This is a genomic window from Alloacidobacterium dinghuense (assembly GCF_014274465.1).
In the GTDB taxonomy this organism is placed as follows: domain Bacteria; phylum Acidobacteriota; class Terriglobia; order Terriglobales; family Acidobacteriaceae; genus Alloacidobacterium; species Alloacidobacterium dinghuense.
This window is the reverse complement of the sequence record NZ_CP060394.1, coordinates 1,375,086-1,395,741: the sequence shown is the minus strand read 5'-3', so window position 1 is coordinate 1,395,741 and position 20,656 is coordinate 1,375,086. Positions and strand designations below refer to the sequence as shown.

19 protein-coding genes and 1 pseudogene are annotated in these 20,656 nt (G+C 55.6%); 12 read left to right on the top strand and 8 right to left on the bottom strand.

What is annotated here, in order from left to right; translation table 11 throughout:
* Positions 1-89 precede the first annotated feature (89 nt).
* Positions 90-581 carry a DUF302 domain-containing protein gene (locus H7849_RS05680; protein ID WP_222439771.1) on the bottom strand — a complete coding sequence of 164 codons (492 nt, stop codon included), beginning with the start codon at positions 579-581 and terminating at the stop codon, positions 90-92.
* A 275-nt stretch (positions 582-856) separates the two neighbouring features.
* Between H7849_RS05680 and H7849_RS05675 the strand changes: the two genes are divergently transcribed.
* Positions 857-4,006: a sensor histidine kinase gene (locus H7849_RS05675; protein WP_186744864.1), complete on the top strand. Its 3,150-nt coding sequence runs from the start codon at positions 857-859 to the stop codon at positions 4,004-4,006.
* A 145-nt stretch (positions 4,007-4,151) separates the two neighbouring features.
* Here H7849_RS05675 and H7849_RS05670 read toward each other — a convergent pair whose 3' ends face one another.
* A complete protein-coding gene (locus H7849_RS05670) occupies positions 4,152-4,505 on the bottom strand; it encodes a hypothetical protein (protein WP_222439770.1) in 354 nt (117 codons plus the stop codon).
* A 161-nt stretch (positions 4,506-4,666) separates the two neighbouring features.
* Between H7849_RS05670 and H7849_RS05665 the strand changes: the two genes are divergently transcribed.
* On the top strand, positions 4,667-5,296 hold the full coding sequence (locus H7849_RS05665; protein WP_186744860.1) for a response regulator: 630 nt from the start codon (positions 4,667-4,669) through the stop codon (positions 5,294-5,296).
* A 46-nt stretch (positions 5,297-5,342) separates the two neighbouring features.
* Here the strand turns inward: H7849_RS05665 and H7849_RS05660 are convergent, their stop codons facing one another.
* Positions 5,343-5,564: a hypothetical protein gene (locus H7849_RS05660; protein ID WP_186744858.1), complete on the bottom strand. Its 222-nt coding sequence runs from the start codon at positions 5,562-5,564 to the stop codon at positions 5,343-5,345.
* Between the two features lie 223 nt (positions 5,565-5,787).
* Between H7849_RS05660 and H7849_RS27325 the strand changes: the two genes are divergently transcribed.
* Positions 5,788-6,066 (top strand): RES domain-containing protein, encoded by a 279-nt coding sequence (locus H7849_RS27325; RefSeq protein ID WP_432756539.1) that lies wholly within the window; start codon positions 5,788-5,790, stop codon positions 6,064-6,066.
* Between the two features lie 846 nt (positions 6,067-6,912).
* Here the strand turns inward: H7849_RS27325 and H7849_RS05655 are convergent.
* Both H7849_RS05655 and H7849_RS05650 read right to left on the bottom strand, forming a co-directional pair.
* Positions 6,913-7,785, bottom strand: coding sequence for an NmrA family NAD(P)-binding protein (locus tag H7849_RS05655; RefSeq protein ID WP_186744856.1), 873 nt, complete (start codon positions 7,783-7,785; stop codon positions 6,913-6,915).
* A gap of 152 nt (positions 7,786-7,937) precedes the next feature.
* The gene (locus tag H7849_RS05650; protein ID WP_186744854.1) at positions 7,938-8,354 is read right to left on the bottom strand and encodes a cupin domain-containing protein; all 417 of its coding nucleotides are present in this window, start codon (positions 8,352-8,354) and stop codon (positions 7,938-7,940) included.
* 491 nt (positions 8,355-8,845) lie between these two features.
* On the opposite strand from H7849_RS05650, the gene H7849_RS26730 reads away from it, so the two are divergent.
* Both H7849_RS26730 and H7849_RS26725 read left to right on the top strand, forming a co-directional pair.
* Positions 8,846-9,535 (top strand): TetR/AcrR family transcriptional regulator, encoded by a 690-nt coding sequence (locus H7849_RS26730; protein WP_285288931.1) that lies wholly within the window; start codon positions 8,846-8,848, stop codon positions 9,533-9,535.
* Positions 9,477-9,668 carry a hypothetical protein gene (locus tag H7849_RS26725; RefSeq protein WP_251106787.1) on the top strand — a complete coding sequence of 64 codons (192 nt, stop codon included), beginning with the start codon at positions 9,477-9,479 and terminating at the stop codon, positions 9,666-9,668. Before H7849_RS26730 ends, H7849_RS26725 begins: the two co-directional genes overlap by 59 nt.
* Before the next feature lie 409 nt (positions 9,669-10,077).
* On the opposite strand, the gene H7849_RS05635 is transcribed toward H7849_RS26725, so the two are convergent.
* Positions 10,078-10,968, bottom strand: coding sequence for a LysR family transcriptional regulator (locus H7849_RS05635; protein WP_222439769.1), 891 nt, complete (start codon positions 10,966-10,968; stop codon positions 10,078-10,080).
* Between the two features lie 126 nt (positions 10,969-11,094).
* On the opposite strand from H7849_RS05635, the gene H7849_RS05630 reads away from it, so the two are divergent.
* Entirely contained in the window at positions 11,095-11,535 is a 441-nt protein-coding gene (locus H7849_RS05630) for a DMT family transporter (RefSeq protein ID WP_186744850.1), read from the top strand.
* 91 nt (positions 11,536-11,626) lie between these two features.
* Positions 11,627-13,078 (top strand): pyridoxal phosphate-dependent decarboxylase family protein, encoded by a 1,452-nt coding sequence (locus tag H7849_RS05625; protein ID WP_186744848.1) that lies wholly within the window; start codon positions 11,627-11,629, stop codon positions 13,076-13,078.
* 135 nt (positions 13,079-13,213) lie between these two features.
* Here H7849_RS05625 and mbfA read toward each other — a convergent pair whose 3' ends face one another.
* Together mbfA and H7849_RS05615 are read right to left on the bottom strand one after the other, a co-directional pair.
* Positions 13,214-14,170: an iron exporter MbfA gene (gene mbfA, locus H7849_RS05620; RefSeq protein ID WP_186743028.1), complete on the bottom strand. Its 957-nt coding sequence runs from the start codon at positions 14,168-14,170 to the stop codon at positions 13,214-13,216.
* 89 nt (positions 14,171-14,259) lie between these two features.
* Entirely contained in the window at positions 14,260-14,991 is a 732-nt protein-coding gene (locus tag H7849_RS05615) for a hypothetical protein (protein WP_251106634.1), read from the bottom strand.
* 290 nt (positions 14,992-15,281) lie between these two features.
* On the opposite strand from H7849_RS05615, the pseudogene H7849_RS27320 reads away from it, so the two are divergent.
* From H7849_RS27320 to H7849_RS05595, 5 genes and pseudogenes are all read left to right on the top strand, one after another.
* Positions 15,282-15,455 (top strand): annotated as a pseudogene (locus H7849_RS27320) (LysR family transcriptional regulator); the annotation flags it as partial.
* A gap of 18 nt (positions 15,456-15,473) precedes the next feature.
* Positions 15,474-16,187 (top strand): LysR family substrate-binding domain-containing protein, encoded by a 714-nt coding sequence (locus tag H7849_RS05610; protein ID WP_251106633.1) that lies wholly within the window; start codon positions 15,474-15,476, stop codon positions 16,185-16,187.
* A gap of 584 nt (positions 16,188-16,771) precedes the next feature.
* Positions 16,772-17,191, top strand: a complete 420-nt coding sequence (locus tag H7849_RS05605) for a fibronectin type III domain-containing protein (RefSeq protein WP_186744845.1) — start codon at positions 16,772-16,774, stop codon at positions 17,189-17,191.
* A gap of 324 nt (positions 17,192-17,515) precedes the next feature.
* Entirely contained in the window at positions 17,516-18,007 is a 492-nt protein-coding gene (locus H7849_RS05600) for a (2Fe-2S)-binding protein (protein ID WP_186744843.1), read from the top strand.
* A 20-nt stretch (positions 18,008-18,027) separates the two neighbouring features.
* On the top strand, positions 18,028-20,256 hold the full coding sequence (locus H7849_RS05595) for a xanthine dehydrogenase family protein molybdopterin-binding subunit (RefSeq protein WP_222439768.1): 2,229 nt from the start codon (positions 18,028-18,030) through the stop codon (positions 20,254-20,256).
* The last annotated feature ends 400 nt before the right edge of the window (positions 20,257-20,656 follow it).

Sequence of the window (20,656 nt, the reverse complement as noted above, 5' to 3'; positions counted from 1 at the left end):
CTGTTATCCGCCGAGTCCGGTCGGTCTATGGTCAGTACTATGCGTAAGCGCGCCATCTAGCCATGATCGTCGTGTAGGCATCCGCCTCCTCAGGACGCCGCCTGCTCTAACAACCGTTCGATTTTCCCGTCTAAATCAAGCGCAATTTTCAATGCTTCGGAATTCCCGTAAGGCGCGAGAAAGCTTGACATTCTGTCGTAGGAAATATGAACTCCATCCGCGCGTTCATCGACCAGGACGGTGACAGGCGCATACGATCCAGCATCTGGAACATGCCTTGCCATACTCGCCATGATCAGTGGGTTACCGATCAGCAGACGTACGACGCCTCGAGCGCCGTGCTCCACCCCCTTGTCAATGACGGCCCCTTGGTCGAAGGTGGCAAATAACATGAGCCCACACGGTCCAATCGTCTTCTGGAGTGTGTCTTCCATCTCTGCACTAGATTTCGCTCGCTGAATCGAGGAGAACAAATCAGCCATGTTGGGATGGGCAATACCTGCATTGATTGCAGCCAGAATCTCTGCGAAAGGCTTCAGGCTGATTACGCTGAACCGTTCGATTTCGATTTTGGTGATCATCACAATTCTCCTCGTGAAATGGGCCGTAATGAGGCACATTGCTACACAAACCAATATTTAGGAACGACAGTAAGCAGATGCTGCAAAGCGCGCAAGACTCGGTGGAGTCGCAAGGCTATGGCCCTTTCGAGGCATGAGGCTGATTAAATTCATGCCTTATCATCTCGCGTGTGTCGCATGTTGCTTAGAGGTGGTCGAGTTTCCAACCAACTCCGCAACATCCGGGCCCGAACCCGGCACCGGAAACACGAGCGAGTCACACTGGATCTGGGCACGTGAGAAACCGTCTCTTCAGAACGTTGATCGCAGGTTTGCTCCTGCCTGTCACCGTGTTCACGGTCGAACGACCGGTCTGGGGACTGGATCCGCGTAAGCTTATCACCCAGTTCATCCACACTGCCTGGACAGCCAAAGACGGAATTCCCGGGCCGGTTGAAGCGATCGCTCAGACGCCAGATGGCTATCTGTGGACTGGCACACATGCTGGACTCTATCGGTTCGACGGCATCAGCTTTACCGCCTGGCGCCCAAAAGCGGGGGAACGTCTCATTAGCGATTCCATTTGTGCACTACATGTGTCGCACGACGGCTCTCTCTGGATTGGCTATTACTCGGGTGGAATCGGTGTTCTTCGCGATGGGCACCTGCGAAATTATCCACCAGGAAACGGTTTCCCCAATGGCCCTATCGTTTCGATCGCGGAAGATCATGACGGCCGCATCTGGGCTGCCGGTACATATGGCTTCATGCGGCTGGAAAGCGGACGCTGGATTCGGACTGGAGGAGAGATGGGCTATCCAGCTCCTGCGGCACAGGCACTTCTTGTCGATTCGGCGGGGTATCTGTGGGTTGCGACTGACGGTTTTGATTTTCACCTCAGTCGCAATCACGTGTTAAGGAACACGGTTTTGACTCTCGCTCCAGGAGCGCGGCACTTTTCGCCCACTGGACTGGCCGTCGGCCAGGTGTGGAGTATGGCTCAAGCATCAGATGGAACAGCATGGATTGCGGACACGAGCAATGGGGCGATCACGCGTCTTGGCGGCCGAACCGTAGTGGCCGCCAAACCCACGACGATTGCGATGGGGGCCGAGACTCAATGCCTGCTGTTCGACAGCAATCAAAGTGTCTTTGTCGGACTGGTCGGCGGGGGATTACGGCGGATTCGTAATCTTGCGCAGCCGAAAAATCAGCCCCTGGATGAATTCCGGACGAGTGATGACCTGTCCGGGGGAATGGTCTTTACGACCTTTCTCGACCGGGAAGGAAACGTATGGTTTGGCACGTCAGGAGGACTTGATCGCTTTCGTGAGAGCAAGGTCTTTCCGTTTTCAGCGCGCGAGGGCCTCAATCAGGTCGACCAAATTGGACTTACTGCCGACGGGAGAGGAAACCTCTGGCTCTACAACTCTTCTCTCGACATCGTCCGCCGTTTTGACGGACAGCAATTTTCTCTCTTCCGGATTCCCGCCGGCCGAGGAGTCCAGCCTAATGGCATCCTGAGCATCTACGCGGCGCACGACAACGAGATATGGGTTGCCGGAGCCACCGAGATATCCAGAGGGGTCAATGGAAAGTTCACCGCTTTCCCGTTACCTCCCGGTGTCGACGGAGCTAACATTGAAGCCATTGCTAAGGATTTTGCCGGTAATCTGTGGATTGCCGCTTGGACTAAAGAAAGTATTGATAAGGTATTTCGGTTTCGAAACGGCAAGTGGGAGGATCTGAGTCAGCCGTCGCAGCTTCCGAACTATCGCTGTCGGATCCTCTTCCCGGATGCAAAGGGCCAGATTTGGCTGGCCTTCGAGAACGGAGCTGTTGCAGTTTTCGATGGTTCATCGTACCGGCGATACGCAGCCGAAGACGGCCTTCCTGGTGGCACAGTTCTCGCTATCAACTCCGATAACAGCGGCCACGTCTGGGTCGCTTCGCAGGGCGGACTTAGCCGCTTCGACGGTTCACGATTTACAACACTCTCGCAGGACAATGGCCTTCCCGGCAATTTGATCTCAGGGCTTGTAGAAGACAAGAGCGGAACCTTCTGGATTGCCGGGGCGTTAGGAATTCTTCGCGTGAGCGCGCAGGAATTGAACCGCGCGATGACATCTCCTGCCTATCGCATGCAGGGGATGATGATTAATACCCGGGACGGGCTGCGTGGACTACCCACTCAGGTCGTGCGTGCCGCGGACGGTAGGATATGGTTCTCTACTAGAGAGGGGATTGCAGGACTCGACCCGGAGCACGTGCCGAGAAACCAGGTTCCTCCGCCGGTTTTGATCGAAAGCATCGTCGCTGACGACCGCAGTTACAACCCCGCCGACGGATTGAAGCTCCGTCCCAAAACCAAAACGCTCGAATTCCATTTCACAGCTCTCAGTCTGACTGATCCGGAAATGGTCCGTTTTCGGTTCAAGTTGGAAGGATACGATGAGGACTGGCGAGAACCGGTGAAGGAAAGGTTGGCGCGCTACACGAACCTCCCTCCCCGGCAGTATCGTTTCCGCGTCGTGGCTTGCAACAACGATGGCGTATGGAATGAAGCCGGCGCTGGGTTCACATTCACGATACCCCCTTCCTTCACGCAGACGTTGCTGTTCAAGGCTCTGTGCGTCCTGGCAGGGATCGGCATTTTGTGGCTCGGGTATCTAATGCGATTAAAACAAGTAACCCACCGGGTTCAAGAGCGCATGTACGAGCGACTGGCGGAGCGAGAAAGAATTGCTCGCGATCTTCACGATACTCTGCTCCAGAGCATCCAAGGACTGTTCCTGCGATTTCACACGGCAACTTCCCAACTGCCACACAATGAGCCCGCCCGCGGCATCTTCGAGAATGCGCTTCGGCAGTCCGACGACGTCATGAAAGAGGGTCGAGAGCTTCTGTTAGGTCTCCGCAGCACCACCGAGGCTACGAGAGACTTGTCAAGCGAACTCGCGGAAGCAGGACGTCAATTTCAAGAGCTTTATCCTTGCCAATTTAACGTCGTTGTGAACGGGGCGCTACGCCCGCTTTATCCCATCGTGTGCGATGAGTTATTACAAATTGGGAAAGAGGCTCTCAGCAACGCGTTCCGGCACTCGCGCGCGAGCCACATCGAAGCAGAAGTTCACTACGAACAGAACCAGGTACGACTCCGAATCCGCGACAACGGGGAGGGTATCGACCCGAAAATCTTAAAGCAAGGACATCGAAGGGGCCATTGGGGCTTCCCCGACATGAGGGAAAGGGCCAAGAAAATCGGGACGGTTGTCGATGTATGGAGTCAATTGGGCGCAGGGACCGAGGTGGAACTCAGAGTTCCAGCACGATTGGCCTACGTATCGAAAAGGAAGGACAGTTCGACCCCATGGTTTCAAAAGGTTTGGGGGAATCACCAAGCGACAGACAATAGCGATTCTGTTGGGATCAGTAACCACTTCTAGTCTGTAGCAACGCCGGAAATACGTAACGACACCTGATAACACTGATGATTGACTTCCCGCTGCCACTGGATTCGAACGAATTAGCTGCCCGGATGAAAGTAGCGCCGAAGCGTGCGCACGTGGCCGTATAGCCGGAATGTGCCGTTCATCTGGAATTTGACGGATGAATCCGCCGGCGTCCGAACATTCGGCCATCCAACGAGAATGCGCCAGGACCCAGAAAAAGAAGAGCCCATGTAACACTGAGCGAGAACACGAATTCAAACGGATCTCCATGAGCAGCCCAGATCAGCAATACGATTTGCGCAAGGATGGAAGCAATGCAGGCGGCCGGGGTGAACACACCAATGCACAGTCCAACGACAAGAACGAGCAAGGCAACACTTCCCCACCACGGAAGCGCAGGCGCCGCGATCAGGACCGCGTTGCGAACGAGCGTCGCGGCAGCGCATAGGCGAAGGATCAGGAGGCCAATTCCCGGCGCACCGGCGGGAAACATGGAAAACAATCTCTGCAAGGCATAAACGTTAGCTGCTAATCCATCGCTGGACAAATCTCAATGGTGGTAAGGGGAAATAGCCCTTTCGAGGTAGGATCGCTTCGGAGCATTGATAGTAATATCCCTGTGTACTTCTCCAGCGTCTGGGGGCCCCGTTTTTTATGGCGGATTCACCCGTCATTCGCGTTATGGCCGTGGACGATCACCCGTTGATGATGGCGGGGATTTCCGGAGAGATTAATGCCCAGCCGGATATGCGTGTCGTTGCAGAAGCCAGCGACGGCGATGAAGCCCTAATACTCTTTCGTAAGCACCGGCCTGACATTACATTGATGGATATACGCATGCCCAGGGTGAACGGCATCGCGGCCGTCGCGGCAATTCGACAGGAATTTTCTCAAGCGCGAATCATTGTCCTCACGACGGCGGCAGGCGATATGCAGGCTCTTCGAGCATTCAAGGCGGGAGCCGTCGGTTACCTCTTGAAGAATTTGCTTCGCACCGAACTCGTGGAAACGATTCGACTGGTTCACAGTGGCCGGAAGCGTATTCCCCGCGAAATTGCCGAGGTGATGGCCGAACACGCTGGCGACGACTTGATCACGGCACGAGAGCTCGAAGTTCTCTATGGAGTGGCAAATGGCAGCTCGAACAAGATCATCGCGTCGAATCTCAACATTTCGGAACACACTGTCAAGAACCACCTGAAGAGCATCCTATCCAAGCTCGATGCAAACGATCGCACTCATGCGGTCACGATTGCGATGAAGCGCGGCATCATGGATCTTTAGAACCTGTTGGTACTTTTCCGAAGATGTTGGGAAATGCAGGCTCGATCTACGTCACGAGTTTCGCCCCCAACTCAGCTGGAGCGATTGCATTGATTGTTCGTCGGCGAAGGAGAAAAGAATGCTCCCAGAGGAATGCAACCGGATCTGCTTGTTCTTCAGCTGAGAGCTCCGTGAAAGTCATGCCCTCTCCGCCGCGCGGACCTGTGCCCAACAAAATCAAGCGCTCGACGAGATCAGGATGGTCGATGGCCACCTGCTGCGCAATCATTCCGCTATTCAAAGGGAGCCACCATGAAGAGCGTTCAACTTCTCAATGATGTCTACCAGCGCGCCGCGCAATTGGCTGAGGCCGACCATGTCTCTGTAGACAGGCGATTGCGCGAAGGACAACCGGTTTGAGCTTAAGCAGAGCCGAGCATTCCGTCATTGACTCCTGGGTAAAGAATGCTGCTCCTCTTGCCGGTCAGTACTTTCGTAGCGAATACCGGTTCATGGATCCAGCCGAAGTGTTGAGTGGTGCGGGAGCGAAAAAATATGGTGGCCGCTTCGCACCGTTGGGTACTCGGGCTGTCTACTTGTCGGATGCCGGTGCAAGCGGCGAGGTGCTGGCCCGCAAGCTCAGGCTTGGGGGCCAGGCGCAGATCTCCCTTGAGAAATATCCTCGGATCGTGTTCGCAGTTATTGTGTCCCTGAGCCGTTTAGTCGATCTCAGAAGAAGTCCGCGTTTAAAGGTCGCGGCATCTGCGACAATTTTGTCTCGCGCTCGATAATCTTTCTGTTTCTATGGAGGTGGTCTCTGTTCTGGCAAAGCACCGTATCCAAGGTGTTCTGTTTCCAAGCGTGGTTGGAACAGATGCAAACCTGGTCGTCTACGTCCAAAATTGTCGGCGTTCGTCGCTGGCAATCCTGAATGCCGATGAACTCAAGGACAAGGTTAAAGAGATGGCGCGGCGATTGCGAGGAGTCTCATAATCGCACGGGCGATCATTCGGAAGAGGATTCAGGGCTGGCTCAATTTGACTGAATTTCCGATCCGCCCGCCACATTTAATGTTTCCTATCCTGTACGTTCTGGCGTCCGAATTCGAGATCGGCAACGTGTGCTTCGCATCATAACTTAATAACATCAGGAGTCTGCACGGTTTTGTCACTTGCTGCGGCTCGGCTCAATGAAACCAGGCTTTGACATACGCGCTATTATAAGGACCGGGGTGTGCCATGCCGCAAGAGGAATGGCCTGAAGACCCCGTCGCCCGCATGCTCATGAACCCCTTGATTGCCTGGTCGAGCCGGCGATAGTGTCCGAGGATCAATGGATCAAAGCCAATGCCAAGATGATCCGCGAGATGGGCGAAGAAGCGTACCTAGCAACACTGCTCAATGTGCTGCGTGGCGTGCGGGAATTCGTAGGAGACCGACCGTGACCCGCGGCTTGAGTGAACTCTTAAACGAGGGCTTTCTGCACCATTCACCGCAAGAGAACAATCGCGGCTTCCTGACCGTCCTTGACCTTGTAAGCATGGCTGAGCAGCAAAGGCAGGAACAGCCGGTCGAACACGAAGCCGCCACGGCTGGCTGTCCCCGCCCTCCAGGGCGCTGGTGCTGCTTGCCCCGAACCTACGCCTTGACGACGTTCTGTGCGGCCGCGAACACATCACGTGCGGACGTCGTACCCGCTACGTGCTCGGTACCCGTGATTCCGAGGTCCATCCATCCCGCGTTTACGCTCTCAAACATTTCTTCCGCAGGCCCAGTGTGGCCCTTCGGGATGCCGAACTGCTGGAACGCTTCCGCCCACCCTGCACGTGGGACCGCAAAGGCTTTTACGTCGAGTGACAGGACTTCACCCAATTGTGCGGCCACTTCATCGGCGCTCACCATCGAACCCAGCTCGATGACACGATGCCCTGACCACGCCGGCCCGGTCAGAAGCGTTGCCACCTCTGCGCCGATGTCGTCTGACGCGACCATTGTCGATTTCCGGTTTGTAGGATTGTAGAAGACCGGTAGTGTTCCGCCTTGGGCAGCCTGTAAGCCGAAAAGAAAGTTTTCGAAAAAGGCGCCTGCGCGCACAAATGCGACCGGAGATGGCAGGCTGCGAGAACCTTGCTCTAAAAGTGATAAGGCCGTGACATTCCCTACCCCGCTTGTTCTATTCGCGCCCATCGACGAGAGCGCTACCACCCGCGGGGGCACTACCTTGGTCAGCGCCTCGACATAGTTCGCAATCACGCTCTTTGCTTCTCGGTAATCAGGCGAGGGTGCCCATACAGCCGGCAACATAACAAACGCGCCCTCAACACCTTTGAGCGCCACCGCCAGGGCTGTCGTATCGTTCCAGTCTCCGTCCACCAACTCCACGCCTTGGTCTGCCCACTTCGCCGCTTTCTCGCGATCGCGCACAAGTGCTCGCACCTGTTTGCCTTGCTTCAGCAGATGCCGCGCGGTGGCGCTGCCAACATTTCCGGTAATGCCCGTGACTAAATACATGGTGTTTTCTCCTTGTCGTTCTTGGTTGTTCTTGCAGCGATACGGCCCAGCCGGCTTTCTAAGATACGATGCGGTACCGTATCTGTGCAGCCCCGTCCTTACGTCGCGGTGCATCTCTTGAGTTCAAAGGTGGATTCAAGAGACGCCCCATCCTAAGCATGGTTGGCGACGAGGAATGTCTGGTTCTTTTCCATGGACTTGGTCAACTTCTCAAAGTCGGCCTGGGTGAGTTGAGCAGGCAGGAAGTCTGTCTTGCCATCCGGATGCACCACATCCTTCATCATTCGCTCGTGGTGATAAGTTGACACACTCAGAATGCGGCACGGACGCTCACTCTTGTTGAAGAACGTGTGAGGCGCATTAGGCTGCACCACCACGCTCTCGCCGGCTTCGTACACGTCCCACTCAGCGGCGCCCTGACTGTTCCAGTGTCCAATTGACAGCTTGCCTTCCAGTACATAGAAAAATTCTGCAAAGGGGTGCTTATGAAGGGGAATACCCATGCCCGGCACGACCGTGGTCTCATAAATGGAGAAGGTATAGCCCGTGTCTCTCCCAGTGCTCTCCACAGCAACTGCATAGGCCCGATTTCCAGCACCGGGCCTCCCGTTTTGTTGTTCTTGATCACGTTGTGATGAATGACTTCTTCAAGCGGTGTGGGGAAGTTTGACATAAAACGATCCTTTCTTAGATCGCAGATGATGCTCTGATGCGAACGACAGAGCTTGTGAGTTGCGCAGCTAGCACTCCGCTAGTCCCGTGGGTTTCCACAGTTATCTGTCGCATGAACCGTTTACAGGCCCCTTACACAGCCGATCGGATCGCCTTGATGAGAGAGGTGGTTGGCCGACGGATGAGGGAACGAAGGCCAAACTTCCAATCACCAGAACTTTCATCGGATCCTCCTCTTGCCTCGGATTTGGTCGCCCATCCAAATGAGCGATCTGACTATTAGAGCATCAAGATAACCATTGGTTGCAACTTAATCTATGGTTTAAAACCTATGGTTATAAATTAACATTTGGTCGCACATATCGTCAAAATGGACTAAGCTTTTGAAGTGACATCCACATCACCAAGTCGCCGGGTAGAGCGCAAGGAGAGGTTGCGGGGCGAAATCCTTGCGGCTGCAGGAAAAATGTTCGCCGATCGCGGTTACGAAGCCGTGACGCTTCGCGAGATCGCAAAAGAGATCGGTTATACGCACGCCGTGATCTACCAGCATTTTCCGGACAAATCATACATTCTTGCCGAGTTGAGCCGCGAGACGATCGGGCTGATGATTCAGAACTTCGACGCGATTACCGCTAAACATCTTGCACCGAAAGAGCACCTTTTTGCGACTTCACGCGGCTTGATTCAATTCTGCATTGCCCATCCACAGCAGTTCCGCAATGTCTTCTTCGGGCCTGAGAACCGAAACGGCGTCCGCGCTGGACAATACATCAACGACATTGGCGCGCCTTTGTTCGGACGTTTCGTGCAGCTCTTCTTCGAAGTTGCCAAGGATGAAGGATTGCCAAATAGGGATGACATAGTGATAGCCCACACCTGGTGGTTTACGATCTTTGGCCTCGCCACGCTCTTTGTTATCCAAGAGGTTGTGCCTGACTTGCCTGATCAGGCTCTCGTGGTCGAGCAAACGATCGCAACGCTTTGGGCGGGAGTTCCGGCATTCCTTCGGAACTTTACTGAACGCGAACGGAGAGGATGTCAAAACCGTCCAGGAGCTCTTACGGCACGCGAATAGCAGGATCACTCTCGATGTGTACACACAAGCATTGAGCACGAACAAGCGGGCAGCACAGAGCAAGGTTGTGAAGATGATGGTTCCAAATCTGGGTGAAATGAAGGATGAAAAACACTCTCAAAATGGGCGGTAGAAATCTTATTGCACCCATATCGAACCTAGATTTCCTTGTCACTTTAGGTCCATACGCTCCGTAAATCTCTTGGAATGTATGGCGGGGACGACGGGGCTCGAACCCGCGACCTCTGCCGTGACAGAACTGCATTTAGATGTAACTCACTGAAACTGATGAGCACCAATGGCGAACATAAGCGCTGAAAAGCGGTAGAAAGCACTCGTAGACACTCGCTCAGCCCCCGCCTTCCCTTCCCCGATCTCTGCCGTGCAGCGGCAGCAGTCTCTGCCAGCCCGATTACCACTTCCATCGTATGCCGATCGCTTCTCGATCGTACAAGCCAACATGTCGTGTGGAACGGAGTCGCGCCGAGCAAGGACGGCAAGCCCTTCGTCATGCAGTTAACCTCGCAGGAAAGTCTCAAATTTCATTGCCGTTGTGTCAGAGAAAGAGACTCAATGAAGACGTGTGCGGCTGGAGAAAGATACCGCTCCTTTCGATGGACAAGAAAGAACTTCCTGTACATTTCCCGGCCAGCTACCGGCAGCATGCGAAGGAGCCCAGCCGACAGCTCACGTTGAATTACGCTTTGGGAAAGAACGGAAACTCCCAATCCGGCTTCGACAGCTCTTTTCACCGCTTCCATATTTCCAAAGTCTGCCACTTTGGTCAGCTTGACTCCATTTCGGCGGAGCCGCTCTTCCACGACCAGACGAGTTCCTGAATCCGTCGCTGTAGCGACGAATGACTCCTTTCTCAACTCCTCCGGTCGAACTTTCCGGTTTCGTGACGCCCACGGATGCTGAGGGGGAACTATCACCACCAATTCATCGGAAAAGAATTCGACCGTGACCAGGCTTCTGTTATTGATTTTGTGTCCTACCAAACCCACATCGAATGAGTCCTTCAAGAGCTTCTCTTCGATCATTTTGGCGGGGAAAATATCGAGTGTTGCCTCAATCTGGGGGTGCTGCTGCCGGAAGACTGCTAAGCGGCTTGGCAAAATGTGGAGGCCAACAGTGAATGTAGCCGCGAGAGCCAGTCTGCTTGGAGCATTACCAAGCTCTTTGAGCTGTCTCTCGGCTTTCTCCAAGCACACAGTGATCTGCTGCGTAGCTGCCAGCAGTATTTCTCCCGCTTGGGTTAAGGCTATGGACCGAGCCCGCCTCTCAAACAGGCGTACCCCGTAATACTCTTCTAGTTCCTTGATGTGCTTGCTGATGCCTGGCTGCGTGAGATGCACAGCATCCGCTGCGCGCGTAAAACTCTTGAGCGTTGCGACCGCATGAAACACACGCAATTGATTCAGGTTGAGCACCGTCAGAAGGGCGTCCTCATCGTTCTCTTTTATGCATAATCATCAGTTATGTCATGTAGTCTAACAATTCATTTGATTCATATCACAGCAAGGGCCTAATCTCAAAAAACGATGTGGAAATCGGCTATGTTCGCGTTCTTGCCTCTCCTGGCCCTGCTTGCTGGTGTCAGCGCAGTCACGCAGGCCACGATCAACGCGAGACTGCGATCCGGCCTAGCGTCCTGGTCCTGGGCGGCATTCACGAGCTATGCCGTTGGCACCGTGGCCATGTTGGTCGTCATTTTCGTGCAAAGGGCACCACGCCCTTCCTTTACGATCGCGGCCGCGGTCCCATGGTGGGGGTGGACCGGCGGGTGCTTAGGTGTGGTCTACATTGTGCTGTCGATCGTACTGCTCCCGCGGTTAGGCGCGAGCACGGTGGTGGCGTTCGTCGTCGCAGGACAGATGCTGGGAGCGTTGGCGTCCGATCAATTCGGACTTATGGGGCTAGAGCGACTCCCCGCTACACCATTACGTCTGGCAGGGGCGCTGCTGCTTGTCGGCGGCGTGGTACTTATGCGCCTTTAGGTTCTCGAACGACTGGTGCAAGTATAAGCGTCGAACGCCAGTCGCTTGCGACGTGATGAGATAACAACCAATAAACAAGGAGGTGACTAAGATGCCTGATCGCCTGACTACCATTGCCGGAGCTCATCCCCTCCAACTAGCGTTCGATCACGCCCTCGAATATATCGCCCGACCTCAATCCCGCGTCGCCGGAACCGCGACCCTCGATGACCTCCGCTCCGCCCTCGGCGTCGAGCTGACAGACACCGGCATAGATGCCGCCACAGTCATCGAAGAGCTCATCGAAGCTTGCAAAGACGGCCTCAATCGCTCCTCCGGCAGCCGCTTCTTCGGCTGGGTCATCGGTGGCACCCTTCCATCCGCACTCGCTGCCGATCTCCTCACCTCAGCGTGGGACCAGAACGCCGCCATCTACGCCCACTCCCCCGCCGCTGCCATCGTCGAAGAGGTCGCAGGAGCTTGGCTCAAAGACATCCTCAACATCCCCTCTACGGCCAGCTTCGCGTTCACCAACGGCTGCCAAATGGCCCACTTCACAGCACTCGCTGCGGCACGCCACCACGTCCTCGCTCGCTTCAGTATCGACATCGAAGAAGCAGGCCTGGCCGCCGCTCCTGCCATCCGCGTCTTCACCAGCCGCAAAGTCCACACCTCATCCGTAAGCGCTACCCGCATGCTCGGCATCGGTTCCGCCAACATCCACTACCTTGCTACCAACGACGCAGGCCAGCTACTGCCCGAAGCTCTCGAAACAGCTCTGCAACAGGCAGGTGAGATTCCGTCCATCGTTATCCTTCAAGCAGGGGATGTTAACGAAGGTATTTACGACGACTTCGCCACACTCATCCCCATCGCTCAGCGCCACAATACCTGGGTCCACATCGACGGAGCCTTCGGTCTCTGGGCCGCCGCTTCACCCAGCTACGCGTACCTGCTCAACGGCTCTCACCTCGCTGACTCCTGGGCCATCGACGGCCACAAGTGGCTCAATGTCCCCTACGACTCCGCATACGCCTTCATCGCGCATCCCGAAGCGCATCAGGCAGCCATGTCGAAAGGCGCCTCCTACATCGTTGCAAGCACCGACGCGCGCGACCCGATCAACTTCAATCCTGAAATGTCGCGCCGCGCCCGCGGCTTCGCCACCTACGCCGCACTCCGCGAGCTGGGCCGTAACGGCATCGCCTCTCTCGTCGATCGCTGCTGCCGCTTCGCTACCCAACTCACATCGCGTATCGGCGCATTGCCACATGCCGAGGCACTCAACACGCCCATTATTAACCAGGGCCTCGTCCGCTTCCTGAACCCTTCGCCCACTGCCACCGTGGCAGATCATGACATATTCACGAACCAGATCATCACGGCCATCTGCGCCGAAGGGACCGCATTCTTCACCGGCACCACATTCCAGGGCCAACGCGCCATGCGCATCAGCGTGTGCAACTGGCAAACCAACGACGAAGACATCGACGCTGTCGTCAGCGCCGTCGAGACTGTTCTCGCCACCGCTGCCAATCAGGTTGCCGTTCCGCATCATTCGTAAACCTGTATGCCAAGAAGAGACTCTGCGCCAGGAAATCTGAACCATAGACGGCTGTATAGGAGCTATGCCCGTTCCGGCTTACGCTCTGGATCAGAAGTTTTATCAGCTTGCGAACAATAATCTTGATTCGACACTCTACGACCTTCCTATAAGGATGCCCGTGATGAACACAAGCGCTCCGCCGAGTCCCACCTGCAGAGCTGCCGAAAACACCGGAGTATCCATGAATCGGTGTCGCACCCATGTGATGACCCCGAGTTCGACGAGCACGACGGCCATTGCAATCCCCAAGGCGATCCGAAACTCCGGGACAAGGAACGGGAGGGTGTGACCGATGCCCCCCAGCGTTGTCATGGCACCGCAAATTAGCCCGCGTACCCACGGGTGTCCGCGTCCGGTAAGACTTCCGTCATCGGACAACGCCTCCGCAAAGCCCATGCTGATGCCTGCTCCCAGCGATGCAGCCAGCCCGACCAGGAAGGCATCCCAGCTGTTCTTCGTGGCCAAGGCCGCCGCAAAGACCGGGGCCAAAGTCGAAACGGAGCCATCCATCAGTCCAGCCAGGCCGGGCTGCACGATTTGCAGCACAAACAGCCGTCGGCGTGCCTTGTCCTCATCTTCTTTCACGTCTGGACGCAGCTTTTCTTCCGTTAGCTCCTGGGCGCGATCTTCATGCGTGCGCTCCTCCTGCGCGAGATCATCGAGAAGCTGGCGGATGCTGGCATCCTGGGCTCGGGCCGCAGCCCGTTCATAGAACCTGCGCGTTTCGACTTCGATAGCGCTTGCCTGCTTGCGAACCGTGTCCAACCCCAACGGACGCACCAGCCACACCGGCGTGCGCTGGACGAATCCTTTCACGTCCTGGCGGCGAATGAGCGGTATATGCTCGCCAAACTTCTGCCGATAGAGTTCGATCAGACGACGGCGGTGCTCCGACTCCTCATGTCGCATGCTGTCGAAGACAGCAGCAGAGCCGGCATAATTCTCGCGCAGCCCTTCGAAGAAGTCTGCATACACGCGCTCGTCCTCTTCTTCCAAAGAAATGGCCAGCGCGAGAATCTCGCGTTCCGACAACTCATTGAAATTCTTCATGGTGCTCCCTTTCTCTCACTGTGTGGTCTCGGAACTGCCCGCACGATGATGCGTCCAGTCGAAGCGTCTGCGCACAATGCCCTCTACGATCAGATGATCGGTGGCTGAGACGGTCCTACGCCGACACCGAAGTTGATCTCCCAGTTAGGCGACACGTTCAGGTCGACGGACGGGAAGAACTGCCGCTGCTGATCGTGGAAGGAATCGAAGCCGTGCAGCGATCCATATGAGGCGTAGTATTCGAGACCGCCCGAGATGTACTTGTTGAAGTCATAACCAATTTTGGCATTCGGCGAGAATCCGACGCCCTGATTCACGCTCCGACCGTGAAAGGAGCGCTCAAAAGCAGGGTTTACGGCGAAGTACCAGCGTCCTATTGTCTTGTCCACGATAGGACGGATCTCCCACGTCCAGGTGTCGGTCGAGTAATGAGGACGCTGATAACCGATCTCGGTGGAAAGGCTTACACCCACGGGCCAATGCCAGCTGTCAGGAACGCGAACACGGGGACGGATGTGGTCGCCGACCCATTGCCAGCCGTCACCGTCGCGGGCGCTGGTGAAGATGTAAAACCCGACTTCGGACCAGTTAGTAATGCCTCGAGTGATCTCGATGGTCTCGTGTTCGGCGTGGTTGGTAAGGTACATGCCGTCGGCCGCGTACTTCGAGCCTGGCAACGGTTTAGTGCCAGCCGCAGTGAAGTTACTGTGCAACTCAAGCATGGTTGTTTTGGGAGCCACAGTATCGGCGCCGTAAACCTGAATTTCGTAATTGTCCTGGGCGTGGGCAGAGGCACCGAAGATATAGCAAGAGAGTGCCATTCCGAAAGCAATTAGTTGACAACTAGAAACCCACCTTCTCATCAAGGCATGCATCTACCCTTTCTCCTTTCGCACTCTTTCGCAAACGGATCACCTCGATAAAGGATGCGAACTCAGCGACAATTTCGTTTGTTGTGATTGCGAAACCTCACACCGCTGAGCGCATTCCCGAACATTTGTTCCGGGATTCCAACCGCTTTCTTCGAACCTTTCACGCTAAGAGACGCTGGCTGCCTGATATGGGCTCGATACTTTGTTCCTGTTACTCTGATAGCTAAGAACTATCAGCCATGGAACTAAGGCACCTGCGATACTTCGTTGCCGTTGCCGAAACCCTAAGTTTCCGGCAGGCAAGCAGGCGCATGCATGTCTCCCAGCCCTCATTGAGCGTCCAAATCAAGCAACTTGAGGATGAATTGGGCGTCTCTCTTCTCCGCCGGTCAAAGCGGCATGTTGAGATCACATGCGCAGGCGAGGTTTTCTTGTCCGCAGCGCGAGAAATCTTATTGAAGCTTCAGCAGGCATCGGCAGCCGCACTCCATGCGGAGAGCGGCGAGGCAGGAACGATCCGACTCGGTTTCATCCCGACTGCGAGCTTCCATATCCTTCCCCGGCTTGTTGACACGATCAGAAGCACTCTTCCTTTCGTGAATGTGGAGCTCAACGAAGGTCCTGAGGCTCTGCAGGTCCCAGGAATTCAGTCGGGAGCCTTTGACATCAGTATTGGACATTTAGGCCATAGCTACGACCAAATCGAGAGCATGTTGCTGGTTCGTGAGCCCATTGTTGTGGCCATTCCGAAAGGGCATAAAGCTGCCCGCAAGAGGGTTGTAGCATTGAAGGATTTTGAGGGCGAACTCTTTATGATTCCCTCGAAGGATCTATTCCCGAGTCTGCATCAACTGATTGCCATGGCCTTCCTACAAAACCACGTGCCGTTAAACAGATATCAAATGGTGGAGCATTTCCATACTGCGGTGGCTCTCACCATGAGCGGTGCCGGATTCGCGTTCCTTCCATCTTCGGCAAGAAACTTTGTTCCCCAAGGTGTCGTTTTACGTCCTCCGAGTTTTTCGATCCAACCGCTGGAGACCTTTGCTCTATGGTCACGTGGGAATGTTGACCCACTTGTTCAACGAGTACTTAGTCTGCTCAAGGAACTCAGTAGAGATTTGAGGGTATCTTGGTCGGTTTAGCCGTTCCTCTTCTCTCCAGCGATGGAGTCACCGTGGTTTCGCAATGCCGAGTGGATGGCCCGACCTTTCCTTAATAGGACACGAATAGGACACGGTTTGGGAACCTGGTACGCCAACGGGTCGGTCGATCCGACAAGCGGTATCTAAGAAATCTCCTACGTGGGCGCTTTGTTTATGCATTACGGCTGCGGCTGCATTGCTGGTTTGGCTCCTTCACGATTCTGCCCTCACTTGCCATTGCCCTGTCTTATGTACAGCATCAGGTAATACAGCGACCGGAAATTCCGCATTCCAGCTACAATCATTTCTACAACACCCGGGATAAGTATCGGATGCAGGTCGAAAGCGGCGAGTGCCCGGCAGGAACGCCACTCAGGGTAACTCGACGCTGATTCCAGCGACCGTGCTACGACAGTTGGCTAAACAGCAATAAGTAAGGCAGAGCACAACCCGTACGATGAGGGCGCATGAGCAACCGATAGGCATGTTCATGCGCCCCCGAATACGCTTCGACAACAAATCCTGACAAAACTCCATGGAGCAGTTCCTGGGTCTAACCTATGAAACGTCTCTTTCGAAACAGAGTGCTTCTCATTCTGGCGGCTGGCCTGACCTTATCGTGGGTAGCTGCCGCCCAGACGTCGCCTTACACACCCAAAGACATTCTGCCACCTGCAAAGAGAGCGGCAACGGTGAAGATTACGGAGGGACCAGCCCTCGAATTGTTCAGAAACAACGAGGCCATTATCCGATGGACCAGCACCAATCCTGGCGGCTCGGACGAGCACTTCGGTCTCGTGCATTACGGTACCGATCCTGAGCACCTGACCGAGACGGCGAAGTCTCACATCCGGCTGAATCAAGAACATCCCTATACAGTGTTCCGCGTTCGAGTGGAAGGCTTGAAACCTGGAACAAAGTATTACTACACGGTTGACTCGATGCAAGCCAACGGCGAGAGCGATGGGGTGAAGAGCTCGGTGAAGCATTTCATGACCCCCTAGGGAAACCTCACGGGTATTGTCCCAAGCACAATCCTGCCTGTTAAACCGCTCATATGCGTTCGCCGGGTACTGGAAATCTCGATCTACAGGACGGTGATTCAGGTGGATCCGGCTTCTACATCTCCGACACTCAATCCAAATTTTCTGACTAATGGTTTTCCAGTTATGGGCGATTCTGGAGCATTTGGGATAGCTCCGCACCCTTTCGATTTTAGGGCGTATACTTCCTACTCTTCCATAATCCGGTTTATAGAAAAGGAATCCGAGGTTTAACATTGAATGTATGCACGGTGTTCTCACAAGCCACTATGGGGGTAAAACAGCATGCCTATAAAACTGAAGGTAAATGGCGTCGAGTCGACGGTGGATGTACCTGAGGACACGCCTCTACTATGGGTGCTGCGCGACGTATTGAACTACAAAGGGCCGAAGTACGGATGCGGCATAGGACAGTGCGGCGCCTGCACGGTACATCTCGCCGGAGACGCAACCCGCTCGTGTATCACAAGCGTGGGATCGGTGGGCGACGCGACGATCACCACGATTGAAGGGCTCTCACCAGATGGGCAACACCCGGTGCAACTGGCTTGGATGGCGTTAGATGTGCCCCAGTGCGGCTATTGCCAGGCAGGGCAGATTATGTCCGCCGTGGCGCTGCTCGCGAAAACGCCCCAGCCTACGGACCCCGAGATTGACGCGGCGATGAGTGGGAACCTCTGCCGCTGCGGAACATATACGCGCATCCGTGAAGCAATCCACCATGCGGCTAATGCAGGCGGAACGTCGAGTGCGGGCACAACTGCCCACGGTGAGTAAAGGATGACATTCAGATGAGCATGAATCGGAGATCGTTTCTGCAGTTGACGGCCCTTACGGGTGGCGGCCTGGCCTTGAATTTCTATCGCTTACCCTTTGCTGCGGGCGAGGAAGCAGCCAAGTCCGACCTTACCCCACAAGCCTTTATTCACATCGCTCCGGATGGCGTAACCACCATCATGGCCCGCGCCTCAGAGTCCGGCCAGGGCATGCGCAACATGCTGCCCATGCTGATTGCCGAAGAGCTGGATGTCGATTGGAAAGACGTTCGCGTGAAGCAAGCCGATCTGAACGAGAAGATATATGGCACCCAGTTTTCCGGAGGTTCCGCGAACACACCTGAGGGCTGGGAGCCAATGCGCCGCGTGGGCGCAGCCGGGCGGCAGCTGCTGATCACAGCTGCAGCGCAGACCTGGGGGGTGCCGGAGGCCGAGTGCACCACGCAACCGGGCAAGGTGCTCCATTCCGGGTCAAAGCGCTGTGCTGGCTATGGCGAGCTCGCCGCCAAGGCTGCTTCGTTGCCCGCGCCCGCGCTCAGCAGTGTCAAGCTCAAAGATCCCAAGGATTACCACATTATCGGTACATCACTGCCCGGCATAGACACGCCTGCAATCGTCACCGGCAAGCCACTCTACGGCATCGATGTGAAACTTCCTGGAATGCTGTACGCATCCATTGAAAAGGCTCCCGTGTTTGCGGGGAAAGTGAAGAGCGCCAATATCGATCAGATTAAGGTGCTCCCGGGCGTGCGCCATGTCCTGGTCATCGCCGGAGGCATCACCCCTGCCGCTTACACACCTTGGGAACCCGGCATGGAACCGGGAATCGCCATCGTCGCCGACACCTGGTGGCAGGCGCAGACTGCGCGTGCGGCGCTGAAGGTTGACTGGGACCTTGGCCCGGCAGCCACGCAAAGCTCTGAGGGCTTCAGAAAGCGGGCAAAGGAACTTCTTGAAGCCCCGCCGGCAAAAACCGTGCACAAATATGGGGACGTGGACGCAACCCTCAAGTCGTCGGCGAAAGTTGTCGAGGCCACCTATGAATACCCGTTCATTGCCCACATGACACTCGAGCCTCAGGGCTCCACCGCGCACTGGAAGGACGGCAAACTGGAGATGTGGTCCACCAGCACACTGCCAGCCAACGGCGTTGAGTTGGTCGCCAAGACTCTCGGTATCCAGCAGAGTGACATCACCACGCACATGGTGCGCTCGGGAGGCAGCTTTGGACGCCGCCTGCAGAACGACTACCTCGTCGAGACGGCCTGGATCGCCAAGCAGATTGACGCCCCGGTTAAGTTGCTCTGGTCCCGCGAAGATGACATTGGCCATGACGGCCTGCGCCCAGGTGGGACACACGGCTTTAAGGCCGGCCTGGATGCGAAGGGCAAACTCACCGTATGGCGTCAACACTTGGTCACCTTTGGAGATGACAAGCATCTCGCATCCGGAGGCGGCATTGGCGGGGACTCCTATCCTGCTTCCTTTCCGCCCGTTTACGCCCTTTACACTTCCGCGCAGCCGCTCATGCTGCGCACCGGGGCTCTCCGCGCCCCCGGCGATAACGCTTATTGCTGGGTGTCGCAGTCGTTCCTCGACGAGGTGGCTTGCGCTGCCGGACGTGATCCGCTCGAGTTTCAACTTGATCTGCTCAGCAATAAGAAAGTGCCCTGGACCTCAGGCGAACACGACGCAGTGGGCGACCACGAGCCAACTGGACAGTCGGTTCTCATCCCCGAACGGTTCAAGGGCGTGCTTGAGTTGGTCGCGGAAAAGTCAGGTTGGGCCAAGCGCACTAAGGAAGCCGGCTGCGGCATGGGCATTGCCGCTTGGTTCTGTCATTTAGGCTACTTCGCTGAGGTTGCCGAAGTGTCCGTGGATAAGGACAACAAGGTGAGGGTCACCCGCGTTTGGGCAGCGGGCGATGTCGGCAGCCAAATCATCAATCCAAGGGCGGCCGAGAGCATGGCGCAGGGCGGCATTATGGAAGGCATGGGCCATCTGGCGCAAGAAATTACGTTGGTGGATGGGAAGATTCAGCAGTCGAACTTCGACGACCACCCGCTGATGCGCATGAGGCAAGTGCCGAAGATCGAAGTTTACTGGCGCAAGACAGACTACGCGCCGACGGGCCTGGGCGAGCCCACGCTGCCGCCGATTTTGCCGGCGGTGACCAATGCTATCTTTGCAGCGACCGGTAAGCGCATTAGGACGCTGCCGCTGAGTAAGAGCGGATTCAGCTGGGCGTAAGAGAACCGGATTTAGCCCGGACTTCGCTGCCCAGCTCTCAGATCGCGCGCTGGACAAAGAAAATCAAATCGTCCAAGCCTTGTCGTTCAGATGTCCATGCGGAAACGATAGCCGTAGCAATCGCCGAGACGAACGGGCGACGTACTCCGGGGTGTGATATTCAGCAAACGTTAAGGTTCCCGATGCTACGGTTTAATGTATCTGTTTGAATGTTTGTTTCGATATAAATCCATTCGCAAATGACTAGCAGCAAGGCGATATTCGTGAAGAGTTTCCGAGTGATTGTAGCGTTATCTGCCGCGCTGTCGATTTCGAAGGCAGTTGTGCCCGTATCTGTACAGTCAGACTCGAAACTCGCAAAAGACTAAGCAAAACCTACTAAGTCTAACTAGGGGGCCGG

Excerpts from the sequence above, each read along its gene's own strand:
- H7849_RS05665 (WP_186744860.1), top strand. The coding sequence starts at position 4,667 with ATGGCGGATTCACCCGTCATTCGCGTTATGGCCGTGGACGATCACCCG.
- H7849_RS27325 (WP_432756539.1), top strand. The coding sequence starts at position 5,788 with ATGGATCCAGCCGAAGTGTTGAGTGGTGCGGGAGCGAAAAAATATGGT.
- H7849_RS05615 (WP_251106634.1), bottom strand. The coding sequence starts at position 14,991 with ATGGCACTCTCTTGCTATATCTTCGGTGCCTCTGCCCACGCCCAGGAC.
- H7849_RS05680 (WP_222439771.1), bottom strand. The coding sequence starts at position 581 with ATGATCACCAAAATCGAAATCGAACGGTTCAGCGTAATCAGCCTGAAG.
- mbfA (WP_186743028.1), bottom strand. The coding sequence starts at position 14,170 with ATGAAGAATTTCAATGAGTTGTCGGAACGCGAGATTCTCGCGCTGGCC.
- H7849_RS05670 (WP_222439770.1), bottom strand. The coding sequence starts at position 4,505 with ATGTTTCCCGCCGGTGCGCCGGGAATTGGCCTCCTGATCCTTCGCCTA.
- H7849_RS05600 (WP_186744843.1), top strand. The coding sequence starts at position 17,516 with ATGCCTATAAAACTGAAGGTAAATGGCGTCGAGTCGACGGTGGATGTA.
- H7849_RS05655 (WP_186744856.1), bottom strand. The coding sequence starts at position 7,785 with ATGTATTTAGTCACGGGCATTACCGGAAATGTTGGCAGCGCCACCGCG.
- H7849_RS05595 (WP_222439768.1), top strand. The coding sequence starts at position 18,028 with ATGAATCGGAGATCGTTTCTGCAGTTGACGGCCCTTACGGGTGGCGGC.
- H7849_RS05660 (WP_186744858.1), bottom strand. The coding sequence starts at position 5,564 with ATGATTGCGCAGCAGGTGGCCATCGACCATCCTGATCTCGTCGAGCGC.
- H7849_RS05630 (WP_186744850.1), top strand. The coding sequence starts at position 11,095 with ATGTTCGCGTTCTTGCCTCTCCTGGCCCTGCTTGCTGGTGTCAGCGCA.
- H7849_RS05625 (WP_186744848.1), top strand. The coding sequence starts at position 11,627 with ATGCCTGATCGCCTGACTACCATTGCCGGAGCTCATCCCCTCCAACTA.